Source organism: Streptomyces flavotricini, from assembly GCF_020639365.1.
GTDB lineage: Bacteria > Actinomycetota > Actinomycetes > Streptomycetales > Streptomycetaceae > Streptomyces > Streptomyces flavotricini.
On record NZ_JAINUL010000001.1, the window covers coordinates 2469643 to 2487176 of the forward strand.

Here is a 17534-nt window from a genome sequence, read left to right on the forward strand (position 1 = left end):
CGCCGGGCCGGCCGGCCACGCGACCGGCCGCGAGGGTGTGCGGGCCGAGGGGATCGGGCCCGGGGAGTACGTCCTGCGGGTGCGGTGCCGGTACGCGGGGGCCGGGGGCGAGGTGGTGTCCGGCGGGATCGAGGCCGCCGCCACCGTGCACCCCTGGCCGGAACCGGTGGCGGGGCTCACGGCGACCGCCCGCGGCGCCGGTGGGCTGGAGCTGCGGTGGACGGGGGGCGACGGGGGCGACGTACGGTTCGTCCAGTGGCCGGGACCGGCTCCCGCCGAGGGGGCCGAGCTGACGGCCGCCGAGCTGCCTGCCGCACTGACCTGGGTGGACGCCGCCGGGATCGCGCAGCCGCCGCCCGGCACGCTGGCCACCGTCAGCGCCGTCGCCGTCCTCGGCGAGCGGGCGCTGGCCGGGCCCGGCGTGGCGGTCGAGGCCCCCGAGGCGGTCTCGGGGCTCACGGTCCGGCGGACCTCCGCCGGACGGGCCAAGGTCAGCTTCGACTGGCCCGAGGGCGCCGGCCGGGTCACGGTCGCGGTCACCCCCGAGTCCGGCGGCGAGCGCGCCGAACACCGCGTCGTACGGGCCGTGTTCCTGCGCGAGGGGCTGGAGCTGCCCGTCGGCCCCGGCGCCGCCCGCGTCACCGCGTACGCCGCCCCGCGCAGCGCGCACGCGGTCGCGGCCGCCCCCCTCGACGCCGGGCAGGCGGCGCTCCCGGCCGACGTGGCCATCGCCTACCGGCTCCTGCCCGGGCCCCGGCGGATGCTGCGGCGCGGTCCCGCCGTACTCCGGGTGAGCCTGCTCTGCCCCGGCGGGGACCCCGGCTCCGGGCTGCCCGACTTCGTCCTCGTCTCCGGAGCCGGCGGTGGCGGCCCCCGGCCCCGCCGGCCCGGCGACGGAGCCGAGTTGTGCCGGGTGACCGGCGCCGAGCTCGCGGACTCGGGGACCGTCGAGCGCGAGATCCTCCCCCACCCATCCGGCGGCGGCGGCCCGTACGCCGTACGCGGTTTCCTGCTCGGCGGCCGTGCCGCCTCCGTCCGGCTCGACGAGCCCTCCCTCACCTCCCTGGTGGTCCGCTGACATGACCTCCGTCGTCTGCCCCTACTGCTTCGACCGCTCGGCCGCCGCCCGGCTGCCGTTCCGCTGCCAGATGTCCGCCACCGGGGTACGGGGCGGCAAACCCTGCACCGCCGAACTCGACGACACCTGGGCTGAGTTCATGGGCCCGAGCGTGCCGCCCGCGCTCAAGATGCGCGGACCGGTCTTCACCGCCCCGCGCGGCCTCGCCGGCCGCCTCGTCAGCGGCGGGGGCACGCGCGCGGACTGCCCGCACTGCGGGGTGTCCACCCCCGTCCGGGTCTGCCTGCGCTGCCACAGCGACTTCCCGAGCGACTACACCGACCAGGACACCCGGATCATCGCCCTCCTGGGCCCCAAGGCGTCCGGCAAGAGCACGTACGTCTCGGTGCTGATCAACGAACTGCGCAACCGGGTGGGCCGGGCGTACGGCGCCTCCATCACGGCGATGGGCGGCGAGACCCAGCGCCGGGACCGGGAGATGGCCGAGGACCTGTACGACCGGCTGCGACTGCCGGAGGCGACCAGACCAGCGGCGCTCGGCTTCAACGACCCGCTGCTGTACCGGCTGAGCCTGCCGCTGCGCCGGCGGCTGCGCGGGGACGGCAGCCGGCACACCGCACTGGTGTTCTTCGACGCGGCGGGCGAGGACCTGGGCAGCGCCGAGGCCATGGACCGCTACACGCACTACCTGGCGGCCGCCGACGGGATCATCCTGCTGGTGGACCCGCTCCAGATGAGGGCCGTACGGGACCAGCTGCCGGTGGACGCGGACCTGCCGCTGCCCACGGTGGAGACCCCGCCGCAGCAGATCGCGGCGGACCTCGCGGCGCAGCTGCGGGCCCACGGGCGGGGCACCACGCGCGGCCGGGTCACCACGCCCGTGGCGGTGGCGGTGACCAAGACGGACTCCCTGTTCTCGCTGGTGGGGCCGCACTCCCCACTGCGGCGCAATGCCGACCACGCGGGCGGGGCGGTGGACGACGAGGACCGGCTGGCGGTGCACGAGGAGATGCGGGGGCTGCTCGACGGCTGGGACTCGGGGGCGCTGTTCCGGCAGCTGGACCGGGACTTCGCGCAGCTGTCGCTCTTCGGGCTCTCGGCGCTGGGTTCCCCGCCTCCCGCGCACGCCCCGGCCGACGCCCCGAAGTCGGGGCCGCAACCGCTGCGGGTCGAGGACCCGCTGCTGTGGCTGCTGGGGCTGGGCGGGCTGCTGCCGCGCTCCGGTACCGGCGGCGGCGCGGGCCGTCGCACGGAGGCCGCCGCGGGCGGGGCCGAGGGCCTGCGTCACGGTTCGGGAGGAGAGGCGTGAACCTCGCGCAACTGCACTACACCTCGGCGCCGCCCGGTCCGGACGGCTCGGGTTTCCGGTTCACGGCGGTCAGCCCCGGTGTGCCCGCCTCGCTGCTGCGCGAGGCCGAGCAGCTGATCGGGTACGAACCGCCGCGGGACGCGCCCCCGCGCCCGAGCGCCGACGAACTGGGCTCCTTTCCGCAGGCCTTGAGCCTGAACGTGCTCTCCGACGGCAGCCGGCTGCTGGCCCGCTCCGTCTACACCGGCGCCGACTACAGCGGCCGCTGGGGCAATTTCCACGCCCACGCGATCCATCTGCCGCAGCCCGCCGACGCGGACCGGCCGGCCGGCGGGCAGCTGCCGATCACCGCCTGGGGCTCCCCGCAGTGGGCGGCCGACTCCCCGCCCGCCGGGGCGCCCGTACCGCCGCTGGCTTCGGTGCCCGCCCCGGGTCCGCTGGACCTCGGGGCGCTGGCGGCCTTCGTGGCCGCCCGGGGGCGCTGGCTCGCGGGGTTCTTCGCCGACGTGCGCCGTCTCGCCGAGGAGCCCGCGGCCCCGCAGCTGGTGCTGGTCGAGCGCGACAGCGAGGCCGTGGCCTGGTGGATCATGCTGGCCTGCAGTGTGCTGCCGCACCGGCGCGGGCAGTGGCTCACTTTCACCACGTACACCCGGAGGCCGCAGCTCGCACGGCAGCAGATCATCGGCGTGGTGCCGGAGGACGGGCTGGGCCTCGCCGGACAGGAGCAGCGCTACCGGGTGTACGACGCCGCCCGCGCGGCGGCGCCCGCCCCGGCCCCCGACCCGTGGGCGCAGACCGCCGCGCGGATCTGGCAGGCACAGCGGCAGGAGCTGTTCGCGCACGTCCGGCGGCTGCCGTCCGGACCGCCCGGCGCCTCGTCGGGCGGTCCGTACGAGGCGGGGCCGCTGGCCGCGCTCGCGCTCGCCGCCGGGGTCGGCCTGGATTCGTCGGGCCGGGCCGCGGCCGCCGACTGGGCGGCAGGACACCGGGATGCGCTGGACGACGTACAACTGCACGCGCTGGCCCGGGCGCTGGCCCGGCCGGCCGGCGACCGGGGGCCCGAGGAGGCCGCCGCGAGCGGGCGGCTGCTGTCGGCCCTGGCCGGCTGGGCACCCCCGGCGGTGAGCGAGCCGCTGGTGGAGCTGGCGGTGGCCGGGGCGGTCCGCTCGGGCGGCGCCGCGCCGCCCGCCGGACTGCTGGGCGAGCCCGCCCGGCTGCGGCTGGCCGCCGAGCTGGAGCCGGAGCTGCGGGCGGCGCTCACCGACCCGGCACGCGAGCCCGCCGACCGGGTCGCCCTGCTGCGGGTCTCCGCGCAGCTCGGAGTGGACACCGAGGCCCTCCTGCCCGATGTGGCGGGGCAGTTGGCCCGCGCCCTGATCCGCGATCCGGAGTCGGCCTACGGGGAGGCGGTGGGGGCCGCGCTGGCGGAGCTGCCGCGGCTGCGGGAGCTCGTGCTCGACCGGCTCGACGGACTCGCGGCGGGGGATCCGGCCGCAGGGGCCCGGCTGTTCGCCGTCACGCCGCTGCGGCCGACCGGGGCCGGGGCGCTGCCGCACCTGCGGATGTGCGCGCAGGCGCCCGGGGCTGCTGCCGGGGACCGGATGAAGGTGCTGACCCGGCTCGTGGAGTGCTCCGGCGTCTCGCTGGAGGAGGATCCGCTGGTGCTGCGGACGGCGATGCGGCTGGTGTGGGGCGCGGAGCCGCCCACCGCGGGTGAGGCCTGGCTGGCCCTGTCGGCGCTGGGCGAGCGGGCCCACCGGGAGGCCGGCACCTGGGAGTCGCTCGCACGGGCGGCCGTGTCCGCCCCGGCCGGGGACGGGGACGCGGAGGCCCTGGCGGTGGAACTGCTGCGCCATGGCTCCGCCGGACTCCCCGCCCCGCTGCGGGCATCGCTGCTGCTGCTGGAGCTGGCCCGGAACCTGCGGATCCGGGAGATCGGCCCGGGCTGGGTCCGCCAGGCCATGGCCCTGGGCACGGCGGGCCCCTCGCCGACGGCGCGGGAGCACGCGTACGCGGCGGTGGCCGCGCACCTGCTCGCCGAGGACCGGCCCGAGAGCGAGCTGCGGGCCCTGATCGAGAGCAACGACGCCGAGCTGCTGGCGGCGTACCGCCGGGAGGCCCGCCAGCCGCGGGTCGCGGACCGGCTGAGGCTCGACCCCCGGTACGCGGCGGAGTGCTTCGCCACCTGGTCCTCTCAGCCCCAGGCGGGCCCTGTGTGGCAGGAGGCCCGCACCGACCTGCTCGACGGGGTGCTGCGGCCGGTCGTACGTAGCCTGCCTGCGCCGCAGCTCGCCGCGCTGGAGGAGGCCCTGGCCCGGCTGGGCGGCCGCTGGGCGGAGGACTTCCGCGGCTGGCAGCGCCCCGGCGCCTTCGGGCGGCTGAGGGACCGCTTCGGCGGTTCGGGCCGGCGCGGCGCGAAGGGCGGGACCGGCAATCCGCCGCTGCGGGGCGCCGGTGGACCCATCGCACCCGGGGACGCCGGCGGGTCCGGCGACGACGGGAGGCGGCCGTGACCACCGGCGGCGTGGACCCCGTGGTCGTGGCGAGGATCTTCGGGTTGGCCACCGTGGCGATCGGGGTGCTCATCTGCCTCGGGTACGGGCTGTGGCGCTTCCTGGGGCTGGCCCTGGGGGCGGCCGCGACCGCCTTCTCGCCGCGCACCCCCGGCTCCCCCGACCCGCGGATCTCCCCCTACACCGGCCCGGAGCCGACCCAACCGGCCTACTGGGCGCGGCAGATGTGGATCGACGCGGTGGCCGCCGGGCAGACGGCCGCGCACGCCGTGTGGTACCTGCTGGTCCACCACTGGCTCGACGAACTCGTCCGCCGCCGGCTGCTGAGCGGGCGGGGCGCATCGAGCGGGGAGCGTGCCGAACACGTCCTCGGGCGGCTCGTGCTGCGGCTGCTGGCCCCGGCGACGGCACTGGCCGCGCTGCTGTCGGCGCTGCTCGCCGCCGCGCTGCTCCTCGGCGTCGCGGTGGCGTTCGCCGCCCAGCTGGCGCTCGTCGGGGGCGTGGCGCTGGCCGGGGTCCTGGGCGGGAGGGGCGCGGAGCGGCTGTGGAAGCTGGCCCGCGGCATCCGCATGAAGTGCCCGTACCCGGGTTGCTACCGGCCGTTCCCGCTGGCCGTACACCTGTGCCCGGGCTGCGGGGCCGCCCACCGCGAGCTGCGGCCCGGCCGGTTCGGGGCGCTGCGGCACGTCTGCCGGTGCGGGCGGGCGCTGCCCACCACCGCCCTGGGCGGCAGGCGGGGGCTCGCGCTGCGCTGCCCGCACTGCGATCAGGAGCTGCCGGCGGCGGTGGGCACGACCCGGGTGGTGCACCTGCCGCTGATCGGGGGCACCTCCGCGGGGAAGACGATGCTGATGGCGGCGATGCTCGACGGGCTGCGGTCCTGGTCGCACGAGTCCGCTCTCACGGTCGAGTTCGCGTCGGCAGCGGACCGGCGCGAGGCCAACACCCTGGGCCGGCAGCTGGGGGCCTCGGGGTGGGCGCTCAAGACGCAGGGCGGGCAGCCCCGGGCGCTGATGCTGCTCGTCGGGCGCGGGCGCGGCCCGCTGAGGCGCCGGCGGCTGTTGTACCTGTACGACCCGATGGGCGAGTCGCTGCGCGACGCGGCCACCACGCGGCTGCAGCAGTACCTCGCGCACGCCGACGGGGTGGTGCTGGTCGCGGACGTGCTGGCCGCGCCCGGCGTACGGCGCGCCCTGCGCGAGGGCGACGGGAGGCTGGCGGTGGCGGCCCGGCCCGCCGACCTCGGTCCGGTGGACACGTACGCGGCGTTCGCCGGGGAGCTCCAGGGCCTCGGCGGGCGGCGGGGGCGCCTGGGGGTGGCGGTGGTGGTGACCAAGCGGGACGTGCTGGACCGGCTGAGCTCGCTGCCGCGGCCGGACGGGCCGGTCGACGCCTGGCTGGGCGAGATCGGGCTGGACGGGCTGGTCCGTACCCTCGACCACGATTTCGCGGCGGCCCGGTACTGGGCGGTCAGCGCCCACGCCGCCACCGGGGCGGGCGCCTTGGTGGCGGAGCAGCGGCGGGCGGCGGAGCCGCTGCTGTGGCTGCTGTCACGGACGGGCCTGCGGTTCGGCGGGCCGCCGGCAGCGGCCCGGCGGCCCCTGCTGCCGCGCCCGCGCGGCCGTACCCGCCCCACCGGCCCGATCGATCCGATCGACCCGCCGGCACCGGATCGATCAAGCCTGTGACGTGGGGCAAACGACCCCCTAAGGTCACTGAGAGGAGCAAGTGCCCATGGTGACACCGCAGATCGCACGGGGGCGGCTGCTCATGCTGATCCTGTCGGTGGCGGCGGTCGTGATGACGACGGCCGCCGGGGTGGCGGCGCTCGTGCGGTGCGTACCGCAATGGTTCGGGAGTTGAAGGAGATTAGCGGTGAGTGACATCCCCGGTGGGCCGATGGCGAACCGGCCCGTCCACTTCATCTGGCTGCTCGACTGCTCGTATTCGATGCAGGGCGAGAAGATCGGCCAGCTCAACTATGCGATCAGAGAAGCCGTTCCGGAGATGCGCTCGGTGGCGCAGGACAATCCGGCGGCCCAACTGCTCTTGCGCACCATGACGTTCTCCACCACTGCACGGTGGCACCACCAGGACCCGGTGCCGGTGGAGAACTTCACCTGGCAGGACGTCCAGGTGGACGGCATGACCAACCTGGGCGAGGCGCTCCAGATGGTGGCCCGGGAGCTGGACACCCCGCCGATGCCGCAGCGGGCGCTGAAGCCGGTGCTGGCGCTGGTCTCCGACGGGGTGCCGACGGACGACTGGAAGACGGGGCTGCGGGCGGTCGACGCGACCCCGTGGGGGCGCAAGGCCGTACGGGTGGCCATCGCCATAGGCGCGGACGCCGACCGCACCGTGCTCCAGGAGTTCCTCGGCAATCCGGAGCTCCAGCCGCTGGACGCGAACAGCCCCAAGCAGCTGGCGGCGGCGATCCGCTGGGCTTCGACGGCGGCGGTGAAGGCGGCCTCGCAGATGGTGGCGGGCGCGACGGACCCGCTGGCGAAGCAGCAGGCGTACGCCCCGCCGGTGCTCGACGACGACGATGACGACGTGTGGTGAGCGGGCCCGTGTCACCGGAACCACCGCCGGCAACTCCCCCGGCACCGGCATGGCCGGTGCCCGCGCACGAGGCGGGCCCCGTGCCTGCGGGCGTGACCCCTGTGCCGCTGTGGGCCACGCTCCTCGAAAGCGTCCAGGGCGTGAACAAGACCCGCAACCAGGACTACTGCGAGGTGCAGGGCCGCGGCACCGCCGAGGAGCCGCTGATCATGGCGGTGGCCGACGGCCACGGCTCGGCGGCGCACGCCCGCAGCCATCTGGGCTCCCGCTTCGCCGTGGACCTCTTCGTGGAGGAGGCCCGGCGGTTCGGGGCGCTCGCCCAGCCGCCCGGCGACGAGCGGCCGCCGAGCCTGGCCTGGCTGATGCACTACGCCGAGCACGCCTTCCCCCGGCAGCTGGTCAGCGCCTGGCGGGGAAGGGTGCTCGGCCACTGGACGCGGACCAGCTCCCACGAGGAGCCGGGCGTGTCGGAGGAGCACAAGGTGCTCCTGTACGGGAGCACGCTCATCGGCGCCGTGCTCACGCCCCGGGTGTTCGCGGCCTGGCAGCTCGGCGACGGCGAGCTGACGGTGGTGGACGAGGCCGGGCAGGTGACCGTACCGCTCGCGCCGGCCGAGGCGGACCTGGGGGACGAAACGGAATCGCTGTGCACCCCGAAGGCGTGGCGCCGGATACGGACGCACTGGGCTCCGGTGACGGCCCCCTGGCGGGCACCGCGGCTGATCGCGGCCTCCACCGACGGGCTGTCGAAGAGCTTCGCCTCGGACCGGGGGTTCCTGCAGTTCATGGCCGGACTGGACGACCGGCTGTCGGCGGAGGGCGCGGACAGCGTACGGGCCGTCCTCCCGCAGTGGCTGGCCAGGGCCTCCCGGCATTCGGGGGACGACACCACCCTCGTGGCCGCCTGGCACCAAGGGGATCCGCCGGTACCGGGGCCGGCCGTGGCTCCGGAGCCGGTCGCGGCTCCGGAACCGGCCCTGGCCGCTGATCCGGTCGCGGTTCCCGACCCGGCCGCGGCCGCGGGTACGGGTACGGGTCCGGCGCGGCGGCCGGAGCCGGAGCCGGAGCCGGCCGAGCAGCCGTCCCCGGCGACCACCGACCCGGCACCACCGACCGACCCTCACGGGAGAGACGAATGAGCGGCATGCTCGACAGCGGGACCCTGCTGACGACCGACAGCGGTCTGCGCGTGGAGGTGTTCGACCTCCTCGGGGCCGGTGGGCAGGGAGAGGTCTACCGGGTGCGGACCTCCGCCGGGTACCAGGCGCTCAAGTGGTACTACCCGGCCTGCGCGACCCCCGCGCAGGAGGCCATCGTCCGCCAGCTGGTGGGCCGCGGCTTCGCGGACGACCGCTTCCTGTGGCCCCTGGACTTCGTGGCCGACGCGCGCGGCGGGTTCGGATACCTGATGGACATCCGCCCGGACCGGTTCAAGGGCCTGCCCATGCTGTTCCGGCGGCAGCTGCGCACTTCGCCGCGGGCCCTGCTGAAGGCCTGCCTGTACACGGTCGAGGCGTACCAGGCCCTGCACTCGCGCGGGATCGCGTACCGGGACATCTCCTGGGGCAACATCTTCTTCGACCCGGACACCGGTGACGTGCTGGTCTGCGACAACGACAACGCGGTGGTGGAGGGCGACAGCACCGGCATCTCGGGGACCATGGAGTTCATGGCGCCGGAGCTGGTGCGCGGCGATCCGGGGGTCGCCCCCGGCACGCAGAGCGATCTGCACTCCCTGTCGGTGCTGCTGTTCATGCTGCTGATGAACCACCACCCGCTCAAGGGGCGGCGCGAGTTGGCGATCCACTGTCTCGACGAGGCCGCGGAGCGCAAGCTGTACGGGAAGCAGCCGCTGTTCGTCTTCGACCCGCAGGACCAGTCGAACGCACCCGACCCGACCGAGCAGGCGACCGTACTGGCCACCTGGGCGGCGGCGCCGGACTCGCTGCGCGCGCTGTTCACCAAGAACTTCACCGCGGGCCTGCACGATCCCACGACCCGGGTCCGGGAGTCGCAGTGGCGGGACACCCTGCGGGCCGTGCTCGACGCCGTCGTGGAGTGCGCCCGGTGCGGGAAGCAGAACATGACCGAGCCCCGGGCCGCCGATCCGGGCACCTGCTGGAGCTGCGGGAGCACGCTGGTGCTGCCGCCGCGGCTGGTGCTGACCACGCCCCCGCCGCGCACCGAGCACCACATCCTGCTGCACCGCTCCTCGCGGGTGCAGGCACACCACCTGGACCCGGAGCCGGCCCGGCACGACTACGGCGACGGGACGCTGGTGGCGCTGCTGACCGAGCACCCGCAGAAGCCGGGGCGGTTCGGGCTCGCGAACCGGTCGGCTTCGCCGTGGACGGGCACCCGCGCGGACGGCTCCACCCAGCGGATCGACCCGGGGCAGACCGTGCCGCTGCGCTCGGGCCTGGAACTGGACTTCGGCGGCGCGCGGGCCGTCGTACGGTCGAAGTAGCTCTCCGGCGTGGTCAGTTGCCCAGGAGGCGGCTGATCTCCTGGGCGAGGGCGAGTCCGCCGCTGCCGACTCCGAGGCCGAGGGTGATGGTCTCCAGGGAGCGGCGGATCACCCCCGGCTCGGCGGGGCGGCCCTCCTGCGCGGCCCGGTCCAGCTCCCCGCGCAGGACGTCCGCCGCCTCGATGCGGGCCGGGGCCGCGCCCTGGTCGCGGAGCCACTGGGCCAGCTCGGCGGCCAGCCGCAGGGTCTGGGCGGCGCCGTCCTGCTGCCCGATGTTGAGGGTGCCGTTGTCGCCGATGATGCCGGCGTTGACGTCCCCGTTGAAGTTGAAGGTGCCCATGGGCTCTCCTGTTTCCGCTGGTGGTGGGGTCAGGGCGCGCCGCGGCCCGGGCCGCCCGGGGGGCCGCCGGGCGACGCGCCCGGCCCGCCTTGGTGGTTGACGGTGCCGTTGTCGCCGATGACGCCGGCCTGGACGCTGCCCTGGAAGGTGTAGGTGTGGGTGTTGATGACCTGCTGCGCCTGGTCGTAGGAGCTGGTGTCGACGTTGTGGTCCTTCAGGAACCGCTCGGTCGCTATCAGGACGCCCTGCTGGAGGCGCTGGAGGAAGTCCTGGGAGTCGGTGCGCTCGGCGTAGCCCAACTGGTCCCAGTCCGCCACCCGTTCGCGGATGCTGTCGACGGCTCCGTAGTCGTACAGGACGTGCCGCTTGTCGATCTCGCGGCGCACCTTCTCCAGATCGCGGGCGCGCCGGCGCCGGGCCGAGGAGCGGCGGGAGATCCGTGCGGCGGCGCCGAGCAGCGCGGGACCGGCCGCGCCGGTGGCGTGGGCGACCAGGCTCCACCAGCGCTCGAACCCGTCCACCGGCAGCCGGTTCACCCGGTCGAAGCGCTCCTGGAGCGGGGGGATTCCGTACGCGGAAACCTCCCAGGTGAGGCTGGGGTGGTGGAGGCGGGCGCGCAAGTGCATGGAGACGATGGCGCGGCCGCCCTCGCCGGCCCGGACCAGGCTGAGGTAGGTGCGCATGCCGGCACCCGACTGCATCAGGCCCGCCTGGACGAGCTGCTTGGGGATCTGGGCGAGCGGACGGCTGAGCCGGTCCGGCAGCAGCTCGGCCCCGACGTACGGCACGTGATTGCCCATGACGTAGAGCCGGTTGCGGACCTGGAGGCCCTTGAGGCCGGCGATGTGCTCCATCTCGCGGGCCACGTAGGTGTGCAGGTCGACCGCGTCGAAGGGCTTGATCGGCAGTTTGGCGCCGCTGCCGGCCGGGTCGTCGGCGGGCCGGCTGACGTCGATGGGCTGCCAGACCACCTCCTTGAGCTTGGAGCCGCTGCCGACGAAGGGGTTGGTCCGCTCGGCGCTCGCGGTGTACGGGACCACGTTGGCCCGCTTCTGCTCCAACAGCCGCTTTTCCACCTCGGGTTCCACGGCGGGGGCCAGGTCGGCGGGGCGCTCCGCGCCGTGCTCGACGGTGAGCGCGGCCGTGCGGGCCCGGCTCTCGGCCTGGTGCACCAGCCACCAGGCGCTCGCGTACGCGAGGACGACGAGCCCGAGCGCCGCGCAGGCGAGCGCCCAGACCCCGTTGACGACGGCGTACAGCAGCAAGGGCACGGCGAACCACACCCCGACACCGCAGATCCAGGCCAGCCACCGGTCCCGTACGTCGATCCGCCGGACGGCCGCCCGCCCGTGGCGGGCCAGCGCCACCAGATCGATGCCGAGGGAGAGTCCGGTGGCGCGCAGCCGGTCCTCCGTGAGCTCCACGTCCACGTCCCGCGCGAAGTCCTCGTCCAGATGCGTGCCCGCGCACAGATGGCGCGTCACCGCATCGGTCCGGTACTGCGCGAGCGCGGGTAACTGCCGTGCCCCCATGCACCCCTCCCCCATGTCCCCGCCACCCTACGGAAACGCACGGCCCGTGTCCCGCCGTTGACCACGACCGGCGCGGGCGTGGCCGGCGCGGATCGCGGGGTGGACTGCACCGGTCGGCGGGGCTCCGTTCCCCCGCGGCTCAGCCACGCCGACCGGCGTTCGTGGCCCCGTTCAGGAGGCCGCCATCCGGCGGCGCAGGCTCAGCGGGCGCATGTCCGTCCACACCGCGGCGATGTGGTCCAGGCACTCCTGGCGGGTGCCCTCCGTGCCCTCGGCCTGCCAGCCCGCCGGGAGCTCCCGGTCCGCACGCCAGATGGAGTACTGCTCCTCGTCGTTGCGCACGACCCGGTAGCCGTTCTCGTCGGTCTCGGTCATTGGTCCGGCCCTCCCCTTGTTGTTCGGCTGTTCCGTGATGGGTCACAGCGTGCCGCGCCGGAGCGGGGCGCCATAGGGACAAACGCGCAGAAGGACCGGCGGTCGGTGCTGCCGCTCCTTCCCTGGTGGCGCCGGTGCGCGCGGCGGCAGTGTTCGGGGCAGCCAGGGTGGCGACCGAGAGGTACAGCGCCGCCGGCCACGTCACCCCATCAGGCTGGAAGGAGCTCCGCCATGTCGGACACCCCAGAGATCGTGCACCTGCCCACCGGCGGGTGGCGGTTGTGGGAGCACTTCGCACTCCGCGGTCCGGGTTTCCCGGCCGAGGGGGTCCTGCGCATGGCCCCGCCCGGACTCGCCCTGGCCGCCGACAAGTTCGGTCCCGGCGAGGTCCTCGCCGGCCCGGACTGGGAGGCGTTCACCGGGGCCTTCGACACCGGCGCCGTCGGCACCGCCGGACTGCTCCAGGAGATCGCCGCCTCGCCGCGCTTCCGGGCCGCCGTGGCCTGGCAGAACCCGGCCGTGCTGCGCACCGGCATCGCCCCGTTCCTGAACTGGACGCCGACCGCCGCGAGCCGCACCAGCATGCCCCGCCAGCGCGAGGAGCTCGTCGCCCACTACTGGCAGCGGTTCTGCGTCAAGAACGACACCATCGGGTTCTTCGGGCCCGTGGGGTGGGGCCGCTGGGACCTGGCCACCGACGGGGTCCGCGTCGACCCCGGCAGTGGCGGGTTCCTCGCCGACTCCCGCGTGTACTTCGCCAGCTGGGCCATCGACGCCCTGGCGAAGTCGCTGAACGCCGACCCCGCGATGCGGGCGTGGATCCCGCCGCGCCGGGTGTCCTTCGTGCGGACCGAGGGCTTGACCGTGCACCTGCCGGGCCGGCCGCCGCAGCCGATCGGCGAGGGCGCCCGCGCCGTACTGGACCTGTGCGACGGGACCAGTCCCGTGACCGCGATCGCCGAGACGCTGGGGATCCCGGCGGCGGAGGCGGCCGAGACCGTGCAGTGGCTGCTGGCCAAGCGGTGGGTGCACTGGCGCCTCGACGTGCCGACCGGCACCTATCCGGAGCGGGAGCTGCGGGCCGTGCTCGAGCGGATCGGTGACCCGGCCCTGCGCGAGCCGGCCCTGGAGAAGCTGGCCGTCCTGGAGCGCGGGCGGGACGCCGTGCAGGCGGCCGGTCTCGACGCCGAGGCGCTGACCTCGGCGATCGCCGCCCTGGAGGCGGACTTCGCGGCGCTGACCGCCACCGACGCCCAGCGCTCCAAGGGCGAGCGCACCGCTCCCTGCCGGGGGCTCGTGTACTCGGACGCCCGGCGCGCGGCGACGGCCACCCTCGGCACCGCCCTGCTGGACGAGCTGACCCCGCTCGCGCAGTGCCTGACCGCGGCGCGCTGGATGACGAACCGCTTCGCCGAGCGGGTCCGCCCCCGGCTCCGCGAGGTGTACGAGCGGCTGCGCGCGGCCGGCCCGGTGGACCTGGGGGCGATGTGGCTGGGCTGCCTGCCCTCCCCGTACCCGGAGGCGGCCCGCGACCTCGACGCCGTCCAGGCCGAACTGCGCGCGAAATGGGCGCGGATCCTGGCCGTGCCCGAGGGGGCGCGCCGGGTCCGGGTGTCCTCGGCGGACATCGCGGAGCGGGTGCGCGAGGAGTTCGACGAGCCCGGCGCGGGCTGGTCGCTGGCCCGCTACTTCAGCCCGGACGTCCTGCTGCTCGCCGACAGCGCGGACGCCGTCGCCCGCGGGGACTTCGAGATGGTGCTGGGCGAGATGCACAGCGCGCTCAACACCATGGGCGCCTCGCTCTTCGTCCACCAGCACCCCGACCGCGAGGAGCTGATCGCGGAGACCAGCCTCGACTTCCCCGGGCCCCGGCTGCTGCCCATGCTGCCCAAGGAGCTCCCGCTCAAGTGGTCCACGCGCAGCAGGCCTTCGCTGGACCGGCCGCAGGACTACTACGTCTCGCTGGTCGACGACACCGGCGACCCGCACCGCCCGCGCACCGTCCTGTGCGCCGACGTCAGGGTCGAGGACCGGGACGGCCTGCTGATGGCGGTGCTGCCCGACGGGGCCGCCTTCGACCTGCTCGACGTGTACGCGAACACCCTGACCCAGCGCGTCATGGACCGGTTCACGCTGCGCCCGGAGGGCGACCACACCCCGCGCATCAGCATCGACAAGATGGTGGTGGCGCGCGAGACCTGGGCCTTCCCGGCGTCCGAACTCGCCTTCGCCGACGAGAAGTCCGAGGCCAAGCGGTACGTGCGGGCCCGGCACTGGAGGCAGGAGCACGATCTGCCCCGCTTCGTGTTCGTGGTCTCGCCCACCGAACCCCGCCCGTTCTACGTGGACTTCGACAGTCCGGTGTACCTGACCATCCTGGCGAAAGCCGCGCGCCGACTGGCCCGCAAGGATCCCGGTGCCAAGCTGAAGGTCAGTGAGATGCTGCCGACGCCGGAGCAGGCCTGGCTGACCGACGACGAGGGCGCCACGTTCACCTCGGAGCTGCGCTTCGTCGCCGTCGACCAGACCGTCACCGACGTCTCGCGGCCCGCGCGGGAGCCCGCCGCGGACGGGGGCGCGTGATGCGGACCTTCGTCGACGACATCGCCGCGCACGCGGCCCTCGACCCGGGCCGGGTCGCGGTGACCACCCCGGCCGGGGAGGTGACGTACGGGGAGCTCATCGCCCGCATCGACGCGCTGGCGGCGGTGCTCCGGGCCCGGGGCGCCCGGCCCGAGACGGTGTGCGCGGTGGCCGTGGAGCGCGGGGTGGACGCCGTGGTGGCGCCCGCGGCGGTGATCCGTTCCGGGGCGGCCTTCCTGAGCCTCGACCCGGAGCAGCCGCCGGCCCGGCTGGCGGCGCTGGTCCGCAGCGGCGGCGCCGACATGCTGCTGACCTCCTCGGCGCTGGCCGGCGGGCTCGACCTGCCGGTCCCGGGGAGCCCCGTACTGCTCGACCGCCCGGGGAGCACGGCCGGAGCCGGACGGGATTCCGGGGCGGGCGGGCCGCTCGGCGGGCGGGCCCTCGCGTACGTCAGCCACACCTCCGGGAGCACCGGGGAGCCCAGCGCCGTCCTGGTCGAACACGCCGGGCTGGACTCGTACCTGCGCTTCGTCGCCCGCGACTACGGACTCGGCCCGGACACGGTGGCGCTCCAGGTGGCCCCGCTGGGCTACGACGCCTCCCTGCGGGACACCTTCGCCCCGCTGCTGGCGGGCGGTCGGCTGGTCGTGGTGCCGCGTTCGGCGCTGCTGCGGCCCGAGGAGTTCGGCGCCGCCGTACGGGAGCACGCGGTGACCGCGCTGCTGAGTGTGACCCCCTCCTTCCTGGCCTTCCTGGCCGGGCAGCCGGACGCCGGCCGGCTCCTGGCGGGCGTACGGGTGGTGGTGTCCAGCGGGGAGTCGCTGCGGCCGTTCCTGACCGCCGGCGGCCGGGCCCTGGTGCCGGGCGCGCTGGTCAACCAGTACGGGCCGACCGAGTGCACGATGACCTCGACCCGCTACGTCGTGCCCGCCGAACCGGACGTGCTGACCGACAGCGTGGGCACGCCGATCGACGGGGTCGTGGTCCGGCTGCTGGACCCCGGGCTGTCGCCGGTGCCCGACGGCCGCGTCGGGGAGGTCTGCATCGGCGGGGTGGGGGTGGCCCGCGGCTACCGCGGGCGGCCCGCCCGTACGGCCGAGTGCTTCGTGCCCGATCCGCTCGGGCCGCCCGGCGCGCGGATGTACCGGACGGGCGATCTCGCCACCCTGGGCCCGAACGGGCTGGAGTACCTGGGACGCCGGGACCGCCAGGTCAAGATCCGCGGCTACCGGGTGGACCCGGCCGAGGTGGAGGGCGCGCTGCTGGCCCATCCCGGGGTGACGGGGGCGGTCGTCACCTCCGACACCGACGCGCAGGGGCGGGTGTTCCTGATCGCGCACGTCACCGGGGAGCTGGCGGAGGTGAAGGACGCGGCGCTGCGCGCCCATCTGGGCGCGACGCTGCCGCCGCATCTGATGCCGCGGCGGTTCGCACGGCTGGCGGAACTGCCCACCACCCGCGGCGGGAAGGCCGACCGCCGCGCCCTGTCGCAGACCGGAGGCCGGCCATGACCACCGCACCGAGCGCGCCGCGCGCGCCCAGGACGTCCATCGCGCTGCCCGGGCCGCGCGCCCCCATGACCCCCAGGGCACTGGCCGCGTCCACCGCTCCCGTCACATCCATCCCTTCTGCCACATCCATGACATCGACGGCACCGGCCGCACCGGCCGCACCGGCCGCCCGGGGCGTCCCGCTCGGCCGGGCCGACGTGGAGGCCGCGGCCGCCCGGATCGCGGGCCACGTACGCAGGACCCCGCTGCTGGCGGGGCCGGCCGGGCCCGAACTCCCCCGCGCCGGCCGGCGACTGCTGCTGAAGGCCGAACACCTCCAGCACAGCGGGTCGTTCAAGCTGCGCGGGGCCGCCAACGCCGTCCTGGCGCTGGGCGCCCGCCGGATCGTGACCGGCTCCTCCGGGAACCACGGCATCGCGCTGGCCCGGCTGGCCGCGCCGCTCGGCGCCGAGGTGACCGTGGTGCTGGCCGGCGGGGCGCACCCCGCGAAGATCGCCGTGATCAAGGCGCTCGGCGGGCGTACGGTCCGGGTGCCGGGCGGGGTCGCCGAGCGCGACGCCCGGGCGCGGGAGCTGGCCGAGGAGACGGGCGCGGTGCTCATCCCCTCCTCCGACCACGAGCTGGTGGTCGCCGGGCAGGGCACGGTCGGCCTGGAGATCCTCGCCGAGGCGCCCGACGCCGAGACCGTGTACGTGCCGACCGGCGGGGGCGGGCTGCTCGCCGGGGTGTGCCTGGCCGCCTACGGGCACCCGGTGCGGGTGGTGGGCGTCGAGCCCGCCGGCACCCCCCGTTACGCCCGGTCCCTGGCCGCGGGGCACCCCGTACGGCTGGCGCCCGGCGACACCGTCGCCGACGGGTTGCGCGGGCAGCAGCCGGGGGCGGTGCCGTATCCGATCATCCGGGACCGGGTCGACGACCTGATCACCGTGTCCGACGCGCAGATCCTCGACGCGGCCGCGCTGTTGCGCCGGCGCGGGTTCGAGGCCGAGCCGTCCGGCGCGGTCGCGCTGGCCGGGGCGATCCGCGCGGGCCGCGGCACCGGCCTCGCCGTCGCCGTCATCTCGGGCGGCAACACCAAGACGGCGCTGATGACGGCCGCCGCGGCCGGGCCGCCTTCCCGTACCCACCGCACCGCCTGAACCACCGAACCACGAAGGCACGAAGGCACGAAGGCACGAAGGCACCGGACCACCGAGCCACCGAGCCACCGGCACGACCCACCACCCACACCGCGGACGCCATCCGTACGTCCGCTCCCGGAGGA

13 protein-coding genes and 1 pseudogene are annotated in these 17534 nt (G+C 75.6%); 11 read left to right on the forward strand and 3 right to left on the reverse strand.

What is annotated here, in order from left to right:
• The 8 genes and pseudogenes from K7B10_RS11140 to K7B10_RS11170 form a co-directional block, all read left to right on the forward strand.
• Positions 1-1078, forward strand: a pseudogene (locus K7B10_RS11140) (hypothetical protein); the annotation flags it as partial.
• A gap of 1 nt (position 1079) precedes the next feature.
• The gene (locus tag K7B10_RS11145) at positions 1080-2387 is read left to right on the forward strand and encodes a TRAFAC clade GTPase domain-containing protein (protein WP_229335953.1); all 1308 of its coding nucleotides are present in this window, start codon (positions 1080-1082) and stop codon (positions 2385-2387) included.
• Entirely contained in the window at positions 2384-4900 is a 2517-nt protein-coding gene (locus K7B10_RS11150; protein ID WP_229335954.1) for a GTPase-associated protein 1-related protein, read from the forward strand. Before K7B10_RS11145 ends, K7B10_RS11150 begins: the two co-directional genes overlap by 4 nt.
• Entirely contained in the window at positions 4897-6588 is a 1692-nt protein-coding gene (locus K7B10_RS11155) for a TRAFAC clade GTPase domain-containing protein (RefSeq protein ID WP_229335955.1), read from the forward strand. The genes K7B10_RS11150 and K7B10_RS11155 overlap by 4 nt, the downstream gene beginning before the upstream one ends.
• A gap of 46 nt (positions 6589-6634) precedes the next feature.
• Complete coding sequence (locus K7B10_RS40810) at positions 6635-6763, forward strand: hypothetical protein (protein WP_267501371.1); 129 nt, start codon at positions 6635-6637, stop codon at positions 6761-6763.
• A gap of 36 nt (positions 6764-6799) precedes the next feature.
• Complete coding sequence (locus tag K7B10_RS11160; protein ID WP_229344935.1) at positions 6800-7462, forward strand: vWA domain-containing protein; 663 nt, start codon at positions 6800-6802, stop codon at positions 7460-7462.
• A gap of 92 nt (positions 7463-7554) precedes the next feature.
• Positions 7555-8601: a PP2C family serine/threonine-protein phosphatase gene (locus K7B10_RS11165; RefSeq protein ID WP_229335956.1), complete on the forward strand. Its 1047-nt coding sequence runs from the start codon at positions 7555-7557 to the stop codon at positions 8599-8601.
• The gene (locus tag K7B10_RS11170; RefSeq protein WP_229335957.1) at positions 8598-9929 is read left to right on the forward strand and encodes a protein kinase domain-containing protein; all 1332 of its coding nucleotides are present in this window, start codon (positions 8598-8600) and stop codon (positions 9927-9929) included. Before K7B10_RS11165 ends, K7B10_RS11170 begins: the two co-directional genes overlap by 4 nt.
• A gap of 13 nt (positions 9930-9942) precedes the next feature.
• On the opposite strand, the gene K7B10_RS11175 is transcribed toward K7B10_RS11170, so the two are convergent.
• The 3 genes from K7B10_RS11175 to K7B10_RS11185 all read right to left on the reverse strand — a co-directional run bounded on the left by K7B10_RS11175 (position 9943) and on the right by K7B10_RS11185 (position 12176).
• Entirely contained in the window at positions 9943-10269 is a 327-nt protein-coding gene (locus K7B10_RS11175; protein ID WP_229335958.1) for a hypothetical protein, read from the reverse strand.
• Between the two features lie 29 nt (positions 10270-10298).
• Positions 10299-11801 (reverse strand): PspC domain-containing protein, encoded by a 1503-nt coding sequence (locus K7B10_RS11180; RefSeq protein ID WP_229335959.1) that lies wholly within the window; start codon positions 11799-11801, stop codon positions 10299-10301.
• A 171-nt stretch (positions 11802-11972) separates the two neighbouring features.
• Positions 11973-12176 carry an MbtH family protein gene (locus tag K7B10_RS11185; protein ID WP_229335960.1) on the reverse strand — a complete coding sequence of 68 codons (204 nt, stop codon included), beginning with the start codon at positions 12174-12176 and terminating at the stop codon, positions 11973-11975.
• A 231-nt stretch (positions 12177-12407) separates the two neighbouring features.
• On the opposite strand from K7B10_RS11185, the gene K7B10_RS11190 reads away from it, so the two are divergent.
• The 3 genes from K7B10_RS11190 to K7B10_RS11200 all read left to right on the forward strand — a co-directional run bounded on the left by K7B10_RS11190 (position 12408) and on the right by K7B10_RS11200 (position 17409).
• Positions 12408-14759 carry a lantibiotic dehydratase gene (locus K7B10_RS11190; RefSeq protein WP_229335961.1) on the forward strand — a complete coding sequence of 784 codons (2352 nt, stop codon included), beginning with the start codon at positions 12408-12410 and terminating at the stop codon, positions 14757-14759.
• Positions 14759-16270: an amino acid adenylation domain-containing protein gene (locus K7B10_RS11195; protein ID WP_229335962.1), complete on the forward strand. Its 1512-nt coding sequence runs from the start codon at positions 14759-14761 to the stop codon at positions 16268-16270. Before K7B10_RS11190 ends, K7B10_RS11195 begins: the two co-directional genes overlap by 1 nt.
• A 128-nt stretch (positions 16271-16398) precedes the next feature.
• A complete protein-coding gene (locus tag K7B10_RS11200) occupies positions 16399-17409 on the forward strand; it encodes a threonine ammonia-lyase (RefSeq protein WP_229335963.1) in 1011 nt (336 codons plus the stop codon).
• Positions 17410-17534: the final 125 nt, after the last annotated feature.